The organism is Streptomyces sp. NPDC049879 (assembly GCF_044461265.1).
Classification (GTDB): domain Bacteria; phylum Actinomycetota; class Actinomycetes; order Streptomycetales; family Streptomycetaceae; genus Streptomyces.
In genome coordinates this window covers 81,977-97,379 of sequence record NZ_JBITKT010000012.1, presented here as the reverse complement: position 1 = coordinate 97,379, position 15,403 = coordinate 81,977, and the positions used below count along the sequence as shown (strand labels likewise).

Below are 15,403 nucleotides of genomic sequence, written 5' to 3'. Positions count from 1 at the left end.
CACCGGATGGAACCTCTCGTGCTCGAAGCGGGTGCCTTACGGCTGCGGCCCTTCAGGAGCGAGGACATCGACTGGGTCCACCGGGTCTCGCTCGACCCGCAGGTCCAGCGGTTCATCGATCTCCCCTCGCCCTGTCGGAGGACGGACGCCGCTGACTTCGTCGAGCGGCTGGCCGTGGACGGCTGGAGGAACGGGACGCGAGCCGAGTTTTTGGTCGGGTCGGCGAGGGAGTCCTGGCGGCGTCTCGGCCGTGTCGGGCTGCACCTGCGGGGCGACGGCACCGGCGAGATCGGTTACTGGACCGATCCGTCCGCCAGGGGGCGCGGGGTGACGACGGCCGCTGTGGTCGCCGTCTGCCGGTGGGCGTTCGACATCCGGGACCTCGCCCTCGTGGAATGGCGTGCCCAGGTGGGCAACGAGGCGTCGCGCCGGGTCGCGGAGAAGGTGGGTTTCTCCATGGAAGGGGTGCTGCGGCAGCGTCTCGTGCACCGGGGGTGCCGGGTGGACGCCTGGGTGGGGTCGCTGCTCCCGGGGGAGATCAGGGAATGAACGGGTGTGCTCAGCCGGTCACGTCGGCTAGTTTCGCGCGCAGTTGCAGCACCGACTTGGTGTGGATCTGGCTGACCCGGCTCTCGGTGACGCCGAGCACCTCGCCGATCTCCGCGAGCGTCAGCCCCTCGTAGTAGTAGAGGGTCACGACGGTCTTCTCGCGGTGCGGCAGCGTGTTGACCGCGCGGGCGAGCAGCCTGCGCAGCTCGCGGTCCTCGGCGACCTCCACCGGGTTGTCGGCGGCGGTGTCCTCCAGTGTGTCCATCAGGCTGAGCCGGTCGCCGCCCTCGCCCCCCGCGTGCAGCAGCTCTTCGAGGGCGACGACGTTGGCCAGGGACAACTGGCTGAAGACGGCGTGCAGTTCCTCCAGCGTGACGTCCATCTCGGCGGCCACCTCGGATTCCGAGGGCGTGCGCCGCAGCGACGCCTCCAGCGTGGCGTACGCCCGCTCGATCGCCCGCGCCTTCTGCCGGACGGACCGGGGAATCCAGTCGAGGGCCCGCAGCTCGTCGATCATCGCGCCCCGGATGCGGGTGATCGCGTAGGTCTCGAACTTGATCGACCGGCCCGGGTCGAACTTCTCGATGGCGTCGATCAGCCCGAAGATCCCGGACGACACGAAGTCGGCCTGCTCGACATTGGGCGGCAGCCCCACGCTCACCCGGCCCGCCACGTACTTGACCAGCGGTGAGTAGTGCAGGATCAGCTGCTCGCGCAGCCGCCCGTCGCCGGTGGTCTTGTAGGAGCGCCACAGTGCGTCGAGTGCGGAGGGCGCCGGGGCGAGCGCGGCCCCCTCCGTCGCGGCGGGCGCTGCCGTAGCCGCGTGCCGTGGCCCGGTGGAGTGCTGTGGCATACGAGGACTGGAACCGTTCTCCAGGATGCGGACGGGTGCTACGAGGACGGGGCGGCGCCGTGGACGTCGCCGAGGCGTCGGAACCCTGTGAGCGTAGCGTGACAGTCAGGTCGCTTTGCGCACGTGGGAGTCGCTCGGGTATGCGCAGATACGTTCCGCTGCCCGCACGGTGGTGTCAATCCCGGTGATGTGTCCGAGGAATCCCTCCCTCCGCGTGTCGGGACGGCCCCCGGCACAACTGCCAGCGATCGCCCACGCGTTCGACGAAGCCGAGGCAGCTCAGCTCGTGCAGCCGGGCGAGCGCCGCCTCCGGGCTGGTGCAGGCGCCCTCCGCCACCGCCGCCAGCCCGGCCGCCCCTCCGGCGGGCAGCGCGTCCAGGACCTGCCCCGCCTGCGGCGCCAACAGGTCGCGCGGGACGGCGGGGAACGCCTCGTCGGGGGCCAGCTCGCCCATGTGCCCGGCCAGTTCGGTGACCTCTCCCGCGCTGCCGACGAGGACGGCGCCGTCGCGGATCAGCTGGTGGGTGCCCGCCGACAGGCCGGAGGTGACCGGTCCCGGCACCGCCATCAGCTGCCGCCCCAGTCCGCCCGCCCGCCGGGCGGTCACCAGCGAGCCGCTGCGCCGCGCCGCCTCGACGACCACCGTCCCCCGTGTCAACGCGGCGATCACCCGATTCCGCTGAAGGAACCTGCCCCGCGTCGGGTGGTCGCCCGGCGGCAGCTCCGCCACCAGCAGGCCACCGGCGGCCACCCGCTCCAGCAGCTCCCGGTGCCCCGCCGGATACGCGCGGTCCACCCCGCACGCGAGGACCCCGACCGTCGCCCCGCCCACCGCGAGCGCGCCCCGGTGGGCGGCGCCGTCGATCCCGTACGCCCCGCCGGAGACGACCGTCCAGCCGCGCTCGGCCAGCGCGCCCGCCAGCTCGGCGGCGACATGCGCGCCGTAGTCCGTGCACGCACGCGCCCCCACCATGGCGACCGACCGCAGGGCGACGAACCGCAGCGAGCAGGGCCCCCGCACCCACAGGCCGATCGGTCTGCCGTGCCCCAGGTCGTCCAGCTGCCGGGGCCACTCCCGGTCGCCGGGACACACGAACCTGCCGCCCACCCGCGCGGCCAGCTCCAGGTCACGGCCGGGCGCCGCACGCCGCGTCCTGGCCCGCAGACCGGCCCACCGGTCGGATGACACGCCGGGCAGCGGACGGTCCGCCCGCAGCGCCTCGACCACGGACCGGGGCCCGTACTCCGCGAGCCAGCGGCCCACCAGCTCGTCACCCGGCTCGGCGACCCTCGTCAGCGCGGCCCGCGCCAGCCGCGCGTCCTCCGGCTCCCGCTCCGGCGCCGCGGGCCCCTCCCGCTCCTCCTCCGACACCGTCACCGTCACGGCAGGCTCCCCACCACACCGGCGCCCCGGCGCACCCCGGTGCGCAGTTCGAGCGCCGCGTCCACGTCCTCGGCCGTCGGCCGGTCGTGACCCGCCAGGTCCGCGACCGTCCACGCCACCCGCAGCACCCGGTCCAAGCCCCGGGCCGTCAGGAGCCCCCGGTCCATGTCCTGCTCGGCCCGCAGCAGGGCGCCCGGCACTGGCGCCCACCGGGTCCGCAGCTCGTGGCCGGGCACCTGGCCGTTCGCCGACCACGGCGTCCCCGCGAACCGCACACCCGCGCGCTCCCGCGCGGCCAGCACCCGGGCGGCGACCGCCGCCGTGCCCTCCCCGCCAGGCGCCGCCACCAGCTCGGCCCGGCCGACCGGCTCCACCGGCACCCGCAGGTCGATCCGGTCGAGCAGCGGGCCCGACAGCCGCGAGCGGTAGCGGCGCACCGTCGACGGCAGGCACTCGCAGTCGCCGCCCGCCGAGCCGTGCCTGCCGCACGGGCAGGGATTGGCCGCCATGACGAGCAGCACCCGCGCCGGCATCCGCACCACCCCCGCCGACCTGGCCACCACGACCTGCCCCGACTCCAGCGGCTGCCGCAGCGCGTCGAGCACCTGCGCGCTCATCTCCAGCGCCTCGTCCAGGAACCGCACGCCGTGGTGCGCCAGCGAGACGGCCCCCGGTCTCGGAACGCCGCTCCCGCCGCCGACCAGGGACGCCATCGACGCGGAGTGGTGCGGCGCGCAGTACGGCGGGCGCTCGATCAGCGGCCGGTCCCGCGGCAGGGCGCCGCACACCGAGTGGACGGCGGTCACCTCAAGCGACTCCCGCCGGGACAGCGGCGGCAGGATGCCGGGCAGCCGCTCCGCGAGGAGGGTCTTGCCCGCGCCGGGCGGCCCCTTGAGAAGGAGGTGGTGCCGCCCCGCCGCGGCCACTTCGAGCGCCCGCCTGGCGACCCGCTGCCCCGCCACCTCGGCGAGGTCGGGCCGCCGCTCGTCAGCCGTCAGCCAGGCGAGACCCGCCGTCGGCGGGCAGTCCCACCCCACGCCACCCGCCATCCCCGGCGGGCCGCCGGGATCACCCGGACCCGGCTCCTCCGGCACCGGCTCGTCGGCCAGCACCGCGATCAGCTGGCGCAGGCTGCGCACGCCGAGCACCGCCACCTCCGGCACGAGCGACGCCTCCGCCACCACGCACTCGGGCACGACGACCTGCCGGTACCCCGCGTTCGCGGCGGCCAGGACGGCGGGCAGCACGCCGCGCACCGGACGCACCCACCCGTCGAGCCCCAGCTCCCCGATCATCACCAGGTCCGCGATGGCCCGCGGATCGATCCGCTCCGCCGCCGCCAGCACACTGCACGCCACCGCCAGGTCGAAGCCCGAGCCGTGCTTCGGCACCGCCGCCGGACTCAGCCCCACCGTGAGCTTCTTCTGCGGCCACTCCGCACCCGAGTTGACCACCGCGGCACGGACCCGGTCGCGGCTCTCGGACAGCGACCGGTCGGCCAGCCCCACCAGGGAGAACGCGGCCACCCCCGGCTCCAGGTCGGCCTGCACCTCGACCACCACGCCGTCCACCCCGGTCAGGGCCACGGCACAGGTCCGCGCGAACGCCATCACGCCACCCCCCGCACGTGCTCCACGACCGGTGCGCCCCGCCGGGGCACCAGCACGCCCAGCAGGTCGATCCGCACACCGCCGGACGGCGGCGCGGCGTGCTCCGGCAGCCACCGCTCGCTCAGCCACCACTCGGCCAGCTCCCGCAGACGCCGCGTCTTGCCGGGCGTCAGCGCGGCCATCGGATGCTGGAAGCCGCCGCTCCTCCTGGTCTTCACCTCGCAGACCACCAGCGCCCCGTCCGCCGCCGCCTCCCTGGCCACGACGTCGATCTCGCCCGCCGGACAGCGCCAGTTGCGCTCCAGCACGGTCAGTCCCGCCTCGCACAGCCGCCGTACGGCGACGTCCTCCCCGAAGCGGCCCAGCGCACCTCGCCGGTTCATCCCGCATCACCTCCGCCCCCGACGATGGCCCGGCCCCGAGGAAGAAGTGGATCTTGGTGGAAAACCCGGCGGATGTGGACAACTCCGTCACCCCTGCGGGTGACCATCCGTGCGTGAGCGCTCTGTCGCCCCGGGTCCTCCCCGTCCCGTACACTTCTGGTGGCGATCCGGCAGCCCCGGATCGACCTCGCATGCCCCGCCACCCCGGCACCCGCCGGCCGGTCCACCCGGCCCCGGCGCCTCGGTGGCCGCGCACCTCGGTCCTCGGAACCGCCCGCCGCGCGCGGCGGCTCCAGGCTCAGCGCGCCGGGGCGTCAGGGGCGCCGCCCGGCCGGGCGGCGCTGACAACCGAGTGTCACAAGGAGAACGGCCATGGCCGTCGTCACGATGCGGGAGCTGCTGGAGAGCGGCGTCCACTTCGGGCACCAGACCCGCCGCTGGAACCCGAAGATGAAGCGCTTCATCTTCACCGAGCGCAACGGCATCTACATCATCGACCTGCTCCAGTCGCTGTCGTACATCGACCGCGCCTACGAGTTCGTCAAGGAGACCGTCGCCCACGGCGGCACGGTCATGTTCGTCGGCACCAAGAAGCAGGCGCAGCAGGCCATCTCGGAGCAGGCGGCCCGCGTCGGCATGCCCTACGTCAATCAGCGCTGGCTGGGCGGCATGCTCACCAACTTCTCGACCGTCCACAAGCGGCTGCAGCGCCTCAAGGAGCTGGAGGCCATCGACTTCGACGACGTCGCCGCCTCCGGTCTCACCAAGAAGGAGCTGCTCGTCCTCTCCCGCGAAAAGGCGAAGCTGGAGCGCACCCTCGGCGGTATCCGCGACATGCAGAAGGTGCCCAGCGCCGTCTGGATCGTGGACACCAAGAAGGAGCACATCGCGGTCGGCGAGGCCCGCAAGCTCAACATCCCGGTCGTCGCGATCCTGGACACCAACTGCGACCCCGACGAGGTCGACTACAAGATCCCGGGCAACGACGACGCGATCCGCTCCGTCACCCTGCTGACCCGTGTGATCGCCGACGCCGTCGCCGAGGGCCTGATCTCCCGCTCCGGTGTCGCCACCGAGGCCAAGGAGGGCGAGAAGCCCGCCGGCGAGCCGCTGCCCGAGTGGGAGCGCGAGCTGCTCGAGCGCGGCGAGGAGAAGCAGGCCGGCGAGCAGCCGGCCGCTGCCGAGGCCCCCGCTGCCGAGGCCCCGGCCGCCGAGGCGCCCGCCGCCGAGGCCGCCGCCCCGGCGGCCGAGGAGGCCCAGGCCCCCGCCGAGCAGGCTCCCGCCGAGCAGGCCTGACGCGGAACAGAGCGACGGCCGGGCGTACGGCGGCGGCGGGCGGACCACTCCGCCCGCCCCCCCGTGCGCCCGGCCGAGCGAGTGCCAAGCGATCCGATCGACTTCCGGAAGAGAATCCAGTAACCATGGCGAACTTCACCGCCGCCGACGTCAAGAAGCTCCGTGAGCTGTCCGGCGCCGGCATGATGGACTGCAAGAAGGCGCTCGACGAGGCCGAGGGCGACGTCGACAAGGCCGTCGAGATCCTGCGCGTCAAGGGCCAGAAGGGCGTGGCCAAGCGCGAGAGCCGCACCGCCGAGAACGGCGCGGTCGTCGTGCGCCTCGCCGAGGACAGCACCCGCGGCGCCCTGGTCGAGCTGAAGTGCGAGACGGACTTCGTCGCCAAGGGCGAGAAGTTCCAGGTCGTGGCCGAGGCCATCGCGGAGCACGTCTTCGCCACCGCCCCCGCCGACCTCGGCGCGCTGCTCGCCTCCGAGATCGAGCCCGGCAAGTCCGTGCAGACCTACGTGGACGAGGCGAACGCGTCGCTGGGCGAGAAGATCGTCCTCGACCGCTTCGCGCAGTTCTCCGGCGCCTACGTCGCCTCCTACCTGCACCGCACCAGCCCCGACCTGCCGCCGCAGGTCGGCGTCCTGGTCGAGCTGGACCAGGAGAACGCGCAGGCCGCCAAGGACGTCGCGCAGCACATCGCCGCCTTCGCCCCCGGCTTCCTGAGCCGCGAGGACATCCCGGCCGAGACGGTGGAGAACGAGCGCCGCATCGCCGAGGCCACCGCGCGCGAGGAGGGCAAGCCCGAGGGCGCCCTGCCGAAGATCGTCGAGGGCCGGGTGAACGGCTTCTTCAAGGAGAACGTCCTCCTCGACCAGCCCTTCGCCAAGGACAACAAGAAGACGGTGGGCAAGGTCCTGACCGAGGCCGGTGTGACGCTCAAGGGCTTCGCCCGCTTCCGCGTCGGCGCCTGACCCCGCCGCCTCGCGCCGCCGCGCCGTCGGCGACGGAACGGACTCCGCCCGGCTATTGTCGGGCGGAAGTCCGTCGGGCCGCAGGCTGTGCACCGGCCGGGACGACCGTAGTTGTGACGAGGAGGCCACCGCACGGACGGAACCGCACACGGAACCGCCGGCAGTGGCCTCCTTGGTGTGTGCCCGAGGAGAGTGCCATGAACCAGGACGACAAACCGCGGCGTTTTCTGCTGAAGCTGTCGGGAGAGGCCTTCGCGGGCGGCGGCGGGCTCGGTGTCGACCCCGACATCGTCCACACGATGGCGCGGGAGATCGCCGCCGTCGTACGGGACGGCGCGCAGATCGCGATCGTCATCGGCGGCGGCAACTTCTTCCGCGGCGCCGAGCTGCAGCAGCGCGGCATGGACCGGGCGCGCTCCGACTACATGGGCATGCTCGGCACCGTGATGAACTGCCTCGCACTCCAGGACTTCCTGGAGAAGGAGGGCATCGACTCCCGCGTCCAGACCGCCATCACGATGGGCCAGGTCGCCGAGCCGTACATCCCGCTGCGGGCCGTGCGGCACCTGGAGAAGGGCCGGGTCGTCATCTTCGGCGCCGGTATGGGCATGCCCTACTTCTCCACCGACACCACCGCCGCCCAGCGCGCCCTGGAGATCCACGCCGAGGCGCTGCTGATGGGAAAGAACGGGGTGGACGGGGTCTACGACTCCGACCCCGCGAAGAACGCCGACGCCGTCAGGTTCGACGCCCTGGACTACGGCGAGGTGATCACACGCGACCTGCGGGTCGCCGACTCGACCGCCATCACCCTGTGCCGGGACAACCAGTTGCCCATCCTGGTGTTCGAGCTGCTCACGGAAGGCAATATCGCCCGTGCGGTAAAGGGTGAGAAGATCGGCACACTCGTCAACAGCCAGGGCCGCCGGGCCTGAGCAGCCTCCCACACACCGAACCAGGAGCACGTGGTGATCGAAGAAGCCCTCCTCGAGGCCGAGGAGAAGATGGAGAAGGCCGTAGGCGTCGCCAAGGACGACCTGGCCGCGATCCGTACCGGCCGTGCGCACCCGGCGATGTTCAACAAGATCGTTGCCGAGTACTACGGCACCAAGACGCCGATCCAGCAGCTCGCCTCCTTCTCCGTGCCGGAGGCGCGGATGGCGGTGGTGACCCCGTTCGACAAGTCGGCGCTGCGCAACATCGAGCAGGCCATCCGCGACTCGGACCTCGGCGTCAACCCGACGAACGACGGCCACATCATCCGCGTCGTCTTCCCCGAGCTGACGGAGGAGCGGCGCCGCGAGTACATCAAGGTGGCCCGCACCAAGGGCGAGGACGCCAAGATCTCCATCCGCGGCGTCCGCCGCAAGGCGAAGGAGACCATCGACAAGGCCGTCAAGGACGGCGAGGTCGGTGAGGACGAGGGGCGCCGCGGCGAGAAGGAGCTGGACGACACCACCGCGAAGTACGTCGCCCAGGTGGACGAGCTGCTGAAGCACAAGGAAGCCGAGCTGCTCGAAGTCTGACCCCGACGACCGGCCGGGTGCGGCCCGGCCGGCGCCCGCACAGTGAGGACGAGGACGCACCCTCCCGTGAACGATTCATCCTGGGGACCGCCCCGGGCCACCGGTTACGTCGCGCAGCCCCAGGCCGCGCCGCCCGCCCCGGCGGGTCCCGCGCGCGAACCGGTCCCGGCGGCGCAGACTCGGCCTATGACGGAGCAGCAGCCCAGGAAGCGCGCGGGCCGTGACCTGCGTGCGGCGGTCGGGGTCGGGCTCGGCCTCGGGGCGGTGGTGGTCGCCGCGCTTTTCGTCTACAAGCCGGTCTTCGTCGGCGTCATAGCGGTGGCCGTCGTCGTCGGCCTGTGGGAACTCTCCACACGGTTCGCCGAGCGCAAGGACATCCACGTGCCGCTCCCGCCGCTGGCGGTGGGCGGCGCGGCCATGGTCGTGGCCGGCTACCTCGGCGGGTCCGAGGGCGCGTGGATCGCGATGGCGCTGACGGGTGTGGCCGTCCTGGTGTGGCGGATGCTCCGGCCGCCGGACAACTACCTGCGGGACGTGACGGCCGGGGTGTTCGTCGCGCTGTACGTGCCGTTCATGGCGACGTTCGTGGCGCTGATACTGAGCGCGGACGACGGTTCGTGGCGCGTGCTGACGTTCCTGCTGCTGACGGTGATCAGCGACACCGGCGCGTACGCGGTGGGCTGGCGCTTCGGGCGGCACAAGCTGGCGCCGCGCATCAGCCCAGGCAAGACGCGTGAGGGCCTGGCGGGCGCGGTGGCGTTCGCGATGACGGCCGGCGCGGTCGTCATGCCGCTGCTGATCGACGGCGGGACGTGGTGGCAGGGGCTGGTGCTCGGCCTCGGCGTCTCGGTCAGCGCGACCCTGGGCGATCTGGGGGAGTCGATGATCAAACGGGACCTGGGCATCAAGGACATGGGGTCCCTGCTGCCGGGGCACGGCGGGATCATGGACCGGCTCGACTCGATACTGCCCACGGCGCCCGTCGTGTGGCTGCTGTTCCTCGCCTTCGTCGGCGCGGGCTGAGCCGGCCGGGCGATCTGCGACACTGGCAGGACCATGCCTGCACCTGGAGAGCTCACGTTCATCGCGCCGCGCGGCGCCAAGAAGCCGCCGCGGCACCTCGCCGACCTCACGCCCGAGGAGCGCCGCGAGGCGGTCGTGGCGCTGGGCGAGAAGCCGTTCCGCGCACAGCAGTTGTCGCGGCACTACTTCGGCCGCTGGACCGCCGACCCGGCGGAGTGGACGGACGTGCCCGCCGCGGCGCGCGGGCGGCTCGCGGAGGCGCTGCTGCCGCCGCTGATGACCGAGGTGCGGCACATCGAGTGCGACGAGGGCGCCACCCGCAAGACGCTGTGGCGCCTGCACGACGGCACGCTGGTCGAGTCGGTGCTGATGCGCTACCCGGACCGGGTCACCATGTGCGTCTCGTCGCAGGCCGGGTGCGGGATGAACTGCCCGTTCTGCGCCACCGGGCAGGCGGGGCTCGACCGCAACCTGTCGACCGCCGAGATCGTCCACCAGATCGTGGACGGCATGCGGGCGCTGCGCGACGGCGACGTGCCGGGCGGCCCGGCGCGGCTGTCGAACATCGTCTTCATGGGCATGGGCGAGCCGCTGGCCAACTACCGCCGCGTGACCGGCGCGATCCGCCGCCTGACGGACGAGGCGCCGCACGGCGTGGGCCTGTCGCAGCGCGGGATCACCGTCTCGACGGTGGGCCTGGTCCCGGCCATGCGCCGCTTCGCCGACGAGGGCTTCTCCTGCCGGCTCGCGGTGTCGCTGCACGCGCCGGACGACGAGCTGCGCGACACCCTGGTGCCGGTCAACACGCGCTGGAAGGTCCGCGAGGTCCTCGACGCGGCCTGGGACTACTCGGACAAGTCCGGCCGCCGCGTCTCCATCGAGTACGCGCTGATCAGGGACATCAACGACCAGGCGTGGCGCGCCGACCGGCTGGGCCGGCTGCTCAAGGGGCGCGGCGCGCACGTGAACCTGATCCCGCTGAACCCGACGCCCGGCTCGAAGTGGACGGCGTCGCGCCCGGAGGACGAGCGGGCGTTCGTCGCCGCGCTGGAGGCGCACGGCGTGCCGGTGACGGTGCGGGACACCCGGGGCCAGGAGATCGACGGGGCCTGCGGGCAGCTGGCGGCGACGGAGCGGGTCTGACCGGCGGCTGTTATCGTTGGCCAGTAATTTTTCATCTTTCCGACAGGGGAGCGCTCGCAGCGCTGAGAGTGCGGCAACGGCCGCAGACCCTCGAACCTCGCCCGGGTCATGCCGGGTAGGAAGTTCGGAACCACTCTCGTGCTGCCCGCGCGCGCCCGCGCGAAGAAGGCGGCACCATGAAGCGCACCGCGACACTGGGCATATGCGGTCTCGCCCTCGCCCTCGGCCTGGTCACCGCCTGCGGCAGCGGCGACGACGGCGGCGACGAGGCGGGCGGCGGTGACGGCGGCGGCTCGCGCGAGGTGACGCTGGTCACGCACGACTCGTTCCTCGTCTCCGACGACGTCCTCGCCCGCTTCGAGGAGGAGTCGGGCTACCGCGTGAACGTCCTGCGCGGCGGCGACGCGGGCGTGGTCGTCAACCAGGCGGTGCTCTCGCGGGGCAACCCGCAGGGCGACGTGCTGTTCGGCGTGGACAACACGCTGCTGTCCCGCGCGCTGGACGAGGACGTGTTCGAGCCGTACGAGGCGGCGGGCCTGGACGCGATACCGGCTGAGTTGCGCCTCGACGACGAGAACCGCGTCACGCCCGTGGACACCGGCGACATCTGCGTCAACTACGACCGCGCGTGGTTCGCCGAGGAGGGCATCGACCCGCCCGAGACGTTCGCCGACCTGACCGACCCCGCCTACCGCGACCTGCTCGTGGTGGAGAACGCCGCGACGTCCTCGCCCGGCCTCGGCTTCCTCCTGGCGACCGTCGCCACCTTCGGCGAGGACGGCTGGCAGGACTGGTGGCAGCAGCTCGCCGACAACGGCGTCGAGGTCGTGGACGGCTGGGAGCAGGCGTACAACGAGCGGTTCTCCGGCTCGGGACAGGGCGGTGACCGGCCGCTGGTCGTCTCCTACGCCTCCAGCCCGCCCGCCGGGGTGGTCTACGGCGGCGAGGAGCGGCCGGACGAGGCGCCGACCGGCGTGTCCACGGGGACCTGCTTCCGGCAGGTCGAGTTCGCCGGGCTGCTGGCGGGTGCCGAGAACCCCGAGGGGGGCCGGGCGCTGCTCGACTTCCTGATCGGCAGGGACTTCCAGGAGGACATGCCGCTGCAGATGTTCGTCTCGCCGGTGCTGCCCGACGCGGCGCTGCCCGAGGAGTACACGCGGTACGGCGTCACCGTCGACGATCCGGTGACGATGGACCCGGCGGAGATCGCCGAGGGCCGTGACGGCTGGATCGACGAGTGGACCTCGCTGGTCGTCAGGTGACCGGCCGGGCCACCGCCGTACGGCTCGCGCTGCTCGCGGGGCCCGTCGCGTTCCTCGCCGTCTTCTTCCTGTATCCCGTGACCGCGATCGTGGGGCAGGGGCTGCGGGAGGACGGCGCCTGGCACCTCGGGCGTGTGGGCGAGGTGCTGGGCGACGGGGACACCGCCGGAATCCTGTGGTTCACGGTCTGGCAGGCCGCCGCGTCCACGCTGCTGACGCTGGCCGTGGGGCTGCCCGCGGCGTGGGTGTTCGCCCGGCTGCGGTTCCCCGGGCGGCGGGTGCTGCACGCGGCGGTGACCGTGCCGTTCGTGCTGCCGACCGTGGTGACCGGTGCGGCGTTCCTCGCGCTGGTGGGGCGCGGCGGGCTGCTCGACGACTGGTGGGGCGTGCGCCTGGACGAGTCGGTGTGGGCCATCCTGCTGGCGCACGCGTCGCTGAACTTCGCGGTGGTGGTGCGCATCGTCGGCGGGCTGTGGTCGCAGCTCGACCCGCGCCAGGAGGAGGCGGCGCGCATGCTGGGCGCCACGCGGCGCGCGGCGTGGCTGCGGGTCACGCTGCCCGCGCTGACCCCGGCGGTGGCGTCGGCGGCCGTGATGGTGTTCCTGTTCACCTTCACGTCCTTCGGTGTGGTCCAGATCCTGGGCGGGCCGCGCAACGGGACGCTTGAGGTCGAGATCTACCGGCAGACCGCGCAGCTGCTCGACCTGCCGACCGCCGCCGTGCTCACCCTCCTCCAGTTCGCCCTGGTCGCCGTACTGCTGGGCGTGCAGGCGCTGCTCACCCGCAGGACGGAGTCCGCGCTGAGTCTCGTGGACCCGGCGACGACCGCCCGCCGCCCGCGCGGCGCCGCGGAACGCGTCACGCTGGGCGCCGTCCTCACGGTCATCGCGCTGCTGCTGCTCCTCCCGCTCGGCGTGCTGCTCGAACGGTCCCTGTCCGTGCCCGGCGGGGGCTACGGCTTCGGCAACTACAGCTCGCTGTTCACCACCGAAGGCGGCACGTTCGTCACCGCCCCCTGGTCCGCCGTCGGCACCTCGCTGCGCTACGCCGCCGTCGCCACGGCCATCGCCGTCGTCGTCGGCGCGCTCGCCGCCACCGCCCTCGCCAGGCGCGGCGGCGGCAGCCTGCTGCGCGGCTTCGACGCGCTGCTGATGCTGCCGCTCGGCACCTCCGCCGTGACGGTCGGCTTCGGCTTCCTCATCACGCTGGACGAACCGCCCCTCGACCTGCGGTCGTCCTGGCTGCTCGTCCCCCTGGCGCAGGCGCTGGTCGGCGTGCCCTTCGTCGTCCGCGTCCTGCTGCCGGTGCTGCGCGCCGTGGACGACCGGCTGCGGCAGGCCGCCGCCGTGCTGGGCGCGTCCCCCGCCCGGGTGTGGCGCGAGGTGGACGTGCCCCTCGTACGGCGCGCGGTGCTCGTCGCGGCGGGCTTCGCGTTCGCCGTGTCCCTGGGCGAGTTCGGCGCGACCGTCTTCATCGCCCGCGCCGACAACCCCACCCTCCCGGTCGCCGTCGCCCGGCTGCTCAGCCGCCCCGGCGCCCTCAACTACGGGCAGGCGATGGCCCTCAGCGCCGTCCTGATGCTGATATGCACCGTCACACTGCTCGCCCTCGAACGCCTGCGTCCCGCCGAGAGGACGACGCCATGACCGCCTCGCACCCGCTGCTCGACGTGGACGGGGTCACCGTCGCGTACGGCGGCCGCGCCGTCTCCCGCACCGCGCTCCAGGACGTGCGCCTCACCGTCGCCGAGCACGAGACGGTGTGCGTCCTCGGCCCGAGCGGCAGCGGCAAGTCCACGCTGCTGCGCGCCGTCGCGGGCCTCACCGGCGTCGCCGCCGGGACGATCCGCCTGGCCGGGCAGGACCAGGCGGGCGTGCCCGCGCACCGGCGCGGGGTCGGCCTGATGTTCCAGGACCACCAGCTGTTCCCGCAGCGCGACGTCGGCGGGAACATCGCGTTCGGCCTGCGCATGCACAAGGTGCCCCGCCGCGAGGCCGAGCGCCGCGTCGCCGAACTGCTCGACCTGGTCGGCCTGCCGGGCGCGCAGCGCCGCGCGGTCGGCTCGCTGTCGGGCGGCGAGCAGCAGCGGGTGGCCCTCGCCCGCGCGCTGGCGCCCAGGCCGCGGCTGCTGATGCTGGACGAGCCGCTCGGCCAGCTCGACCGCGACCTGCGGGACCGGCTCGTCGTGGAGCTGCGGCAGCTCTTCCGCGACCTGGGGACGACGGTGCTGGCCGTCACGCACGACCAGGCCGAGGCGTTCGCGCTGGCCGACCGCGTGGTGATCACCCGGGCGGGGCGCATCGCGCAGACCGGCACGCCGGTCGAGGTGTGGCGGCGGCCCGCCGACGCGTTCGTGGCGCGCTTCCTGGGCTTCCGCAACGTGGCGGACGCGGTGGTGCGCGACGGCGCCGCCGCGACGCCGTGGGGGCCCGTCCCCGTGCCGCCGGGCACATCCGGCGGCGAACGGCGGCTGCTGGTGCGGCCGTCGGGGGTGCGCGTGGGCGCCCCTGGCGGGGAGCGGCGCGCGCTGGTGAAGGCGCGCAGCTTCCGGGGCGACCACGTCCTGGTGCTGCTTGAGTGCGGGGACGGGACGCCGCTTGAGGCGTCCTGCCCGCTGCGGGACGCGCCGGAGGAGGGCGCGGAGGTGGGGTACGCCTTCGACGCGGCCGAGGTCGTCGTCCTGCCCGGCTGACCCCGGCTCAGGCGTCCGCGCGGCGGCGCGCGGTCACGACGGCCTGCGGCGACCGTTCCACCGCGTCGGCCGCCCGCAGCAGCCGCGACACGGGCGCGAAGCCCGCCGCCGCGAGCGTCTCCTCGACGTACTCCAGCGGCAGCCGCGGGTACGCGAGGTCCACGGCGTGCCCGAACACCTCGTCCAGGCGCACCGGCTCCGGCCGCACCTGGAACGCCAGCTGCACCAGCCCGCCCGGCGCCAGCACGCGGCGGAACTCGGCGAACGCCGCCGGCAGTTCCCCCGGCGGCAGGTGGATCACCGAATACCACGCCGTGATGCCCGCCAGGCCGCCGTCCGGCAGGTCGAGCGCCGTCATCGACCCCTCCGCGAACCGCAGCCCGGGGAACCACTCCCGCGCCACCGCCAGCATCCCCGGCGAGAGGTCCACCCCGGACACGTCCAGGCCGAGACCGTGCAGGTACGCCGTGATCCGCCCGAAGCCGCAGCCCACGTCGAGGACGGGCCCGCCGCCCTCCGCCGCGACCAGTTCCGCGAACGTGGCGAGCAGCGCGCGGTCGAACGGCTTGTGGTCCAGCTCGTCACGGAACCGGTCGGCGTACTCCGGCGCGATCGCGTCGTAGGCCGCCCGCGTCGCGCCCAGGTGGTCGGGTCGTGTCATGGCGCGGGACTCTAGCCCACGCACCCCAACTGTCGCGCGCGAGACGGAAGTTTTCATCT

15 protein-coding genes and 1 riboswitch are annotated in these 15,403 nt (G+C 73.5%); of the genes, 10 read left to right on the top strand and 5 right to left on the bottom strand.

What is annotated here, in order from left to right; all coding sequences use genetic code 11:
• Nucleotides 1–6: 6 nt before the first annotated feature.
• A complete protein-coding gene (locus tag ACIBPC_RS30225) occupies nucleotides 7–549 on the top strand; it encodes a GNAT family N-acetyltransferase (protein ID WP_398849070.1) in 543 nt (180 codons plus the stop codon).
• 10 nt (nucleotides 550–559) lie between these two features.
• Here the strand turns inward: ACIBPC_RS30225 and whiG are convergent, their stop codons facing one another.
• The 4 genes from whiG to ACIBPC_RS30205 all read right to left on the bottom strand — a co-directional run bounded on the left by whiG (nucleotide 560) and on the right by ACIBPC_RS30205 (nucleotide 4,779).
• Nucleotides 560–1,402 carry an RNA polymerase sigma factor WhiG gene (gene whiG, locus ACIBPC_RS30220; RefSeq protein WP_398849069.1) on the bottom strand — a complete coding sequence of 281 codons (843 nt, stop codon included), beginning with the start codon at nucleotides 1,400–1,402 and terminating at the stop codon, nucleotides 560–562.
• A gap of 175 nt (nucleotides 1,403–1,577) precedes the next feature.
• Nucleotides 1,578–2,780: a DNA-processing protein DprA gene (gene dprA / locus ACIBPC_RS30215; RefSeq protein ID WP_398849154.1), complete on the bottom strand. Its 1,203-nt coding sequence runs from the start codon at nucleotides 2,778–2,780 to the stop codon at nucleotides 1,578–1,580.
• Between the two features lie 2 nt (nucleotides 2,781–2,782).
• On the bottom strand, nucleotides 2,783–4,396 hold the full coding sequence (locus tag ACIBPC_RS30210; protein ID WP_398849067.1) for a YifB family Mg chelatase-like AAA ATPase: 1,614 nt from the start codon (nucleotides 4,394–4,396) through the stop codon (nucleotides 2,783–2,785).
• Nucleotides 4,396–4,779, bottom strand: coding sequence for a YraN family protein (locus ACIBPC_RS30205; RefSeq protein ID WP_362965173.1), 384 nt, complete (start codon nucleotides 4,777–4,779; stop codon nucleotides 4,396–4,398). Before ACIBPC_RS30205 ends, ACIBPC_RS30210 begins: the two co-directional genes overlap by 1 nt.
• Nucleotides 4,780–5,151: 372 nt before the next feature.
• On the opposite strand from ACIBPC_RS30205, the gene rpsB reads away from it, so the two are divergent.
• From rpsB to ACIBPC_RS30160, 9 genes are all read left to right on the top strand, one after another.
• Entirely contained in the window at nucleotides 5,152–6,075 is a 924-nt protein-coding gene (gene rpsB / locus ACIBPC_RS30200) for a 30S ribosomal protein S2 (protein ID WP_362965175.1), read from the top strand.
• Between the two features lie 125 nt (nucleotides 6,076–6,200).
• A complete protein-coding gene (gene tsf / locus ACIBPC_RS30195; RefSeq protein WP_362965177.1) occupies nucleotides 6,201–7,037 on the top strand; it encodes a translation elongation factor Ts in 837 nt (278 codons plus the stop codon).
• A gap of 197 nt (nucleotides 7,038–7,234) precedes the next feature.
• Nucleotides 7,235–7,972 (top strand): UMP kinase, encoded by a 738-nt coding sequence (pyrH, locus tag ACIBPC_RS30190; protein ID WP_362965179.1) that lies wholly within the window; start codon nucleotides 7,235–7,237, stop codon nucleotides 7,970–7,972.
• Between the two features lie 33 nt (nucleotides 7,973–8,005).
• Nucleotides 8,006–8,563 carry a ribosome recycling factor gene (gene frr, locus ACIBPC_RS30185; protein WP_362965181.1) on the top strand — a complete coding sequence of 186 codons (558 nt, stop codon included), beginning with the start codon at nucleotides 8,006–8,008 and terminating at the stop codon, nucleotides 8,561–8,563.
• A 66-nt stretch (nucleotides 8,564–8,629) separates the two neighbouring features.
• Complete coding sequence (locus ACIBPC_RS30180; protein ID WP_362965183.1) at nucleotides 8,630–9,586, top strand: phosphatidate cytidylyltransferase; 957 nt, start codon at nucleotides 8,630–8,632, stop codon at nucleotides 9,584–9,586.
• Nucleotides 9,587–9,619: 33 nt separating this feature from the next.
• Nucleotides 9,620–10,729: a 23S rRNA (adenine(2503)-C(2))-methyltransferase RlmN gene (gene rlmN / locus ACIBPC_RS30175; protein ID WP_362965185.1), complete on the top strand. Its 1,110-nt coding sequence runs from the start codon at nucleotides 9,620–9,622 to the stop codon at nucleotides 10,727–10,729.
• Between the two features lie 34 nt (nucleotides 10,730–10,763).
• Nucleotides 10,764–10,869: riboswitch (TPP riboswitch) on the top strand.
• A 36-nt stretch (nucleotides 10,870–10,905) separates the two neighbouring features.
• Nucleotides 10,906–11,991 carry a thiamine ABC transporter substrate binding subunit gene (locus ACIBPC_RS30170; RefSeq protein WP_398849063.1) on the top strand — a complete coding sequence of 362 codons (1,086 nt, stop codon included), beginning with the start codon at nucleotides 10,906–10,908 and terminating at the stop codon, nucleotides 11,989–11,991.
• Nucleotides 11,967–13,637, top strand: coding sequence for an ABC transporter permease (locus tag ACIBPC_RS30165; protein WP_398849061.1), 1,671 nt, complete (start codon nucleotides 11,967–11,969; stop codon nucleotides 13,635–13,637). Before ACIBPC_RS30170 ends, ACIBPC_RS30165 begins: the two co-directional genes overlap by 25 nt.
• Entirely contained in the window at nucleotides 13,634–14,683 is a 1,050-nt protein-coding gene (locus ACIBPC_RS30160) for an ABC transporter ATP-binding protein (protein WP_398849059.1), read from the top strand. The genes ACIBPC_RS30165 and ACIBPC_RS30160 overlap by 4 nt, the downstream gene beginning before the upstream one ends.
• A gap of 7 nt (nucleotides 14,684–14,690) precedes the next feature.
• Here the strand turns inward: ACIBPC_RS30160 and ACIBPC_RS30155 are convergent, their stop codons facing one another.
• Nucleotides 14,691–15,344 carry a class I SAM-dependent DNA methyltransferase gene (locus ACIBPC_RS30155; RefSeq protein ID WP_398849057.1) on the bottom strand — a complete coding sequence of 218 codons (654 nt, stop codon included), beginning with the start codon at nucleotides 15,342–15,344 and terminating at the stop codon, nucleotides 14,691–14,693.
• Between the last annotated feature and the right edge of the window lie 59 nt (nucleotides 15,345–15,403).

Bases quoted from the DNA above. Each gene is read 5' to 3' on its own strand.
- ACIBPC_RS30225 (WP_398849070.1), top strand. From the start codon at position 7: ATGGAACCTCTCGTGCTCGAAGCGGGTGCCTTACGGCTGCGGCCCTTC.
- whiG (WP_398849069.1), bottom strand. From the start codon at position 1,402: ATGCCACAGCACTCCACCGGGCCACGGCACGCGGCTACGGCAGCGCCC.
- ACIBPC_RS30210 (WP_398849067.1), bottom strand. From the start codon at position 4,396: ATGGCGTTCGCGCGGACCTGTGCCGTGGCCCTGACCGGGGTGGACGGC.
- ACIBPC_RS30205 (WP_362965173.1), bottom strand. From the start codon at position 4,779: ATGAACCGGCGAGGTGCGCTGGGCCGCTTCGGGGAGGACGTCGCCGTA.
- rpsB (WP_362965175.1), top strand. From the start codon at position 5,152: ATGGCCGTCGTCACGATGCGGGAGCTGCTGGAGAGCGGCGTCCACTTC.
- tsf (WP_362965177.1), top strand. From the start codon at position 6,201: ATGGCGAACTTCACCGCCGCCGACGTCAAGAAGCTCCGTGAGCTGTCC.
- pyrH (WP_362965179.1), top strand. From the start codon at position 7,235: ATGAACCAGGACGACAAACCGCGGCGTTTTCTGCTGAAGCTGTCGGGA.
- rlmN (WP_362965185.1), top strand. From the start codon at position 9,620: ATGCCTGCACCTGGAGAGCTCACGTTCATCGCGCCGCGCGGCGCCAAG.
- ACIBPC_RS30170 (WP_398849063.1), top strand. From the start codon at position 10,906: ATGAAGCGCACCGCGACACTGGGCATATGCGGTCTCGCCCTCGCCCTC.
- ACIBPC_RS30160 (WP_398849059.1), top strand. From the start codon at position 13,634: ATGACCGCCTCGCACCCGCTGCTCGACGTGGACGGGGTCACCGTCGCG.
- ACIBPC_RS30155 (WP_398849057.1), bottom strand. From the start codon at position 15,344: ATGACACGACCCGACCACCTGGGCGCGACGCGGGCGGCCTACGACGCG.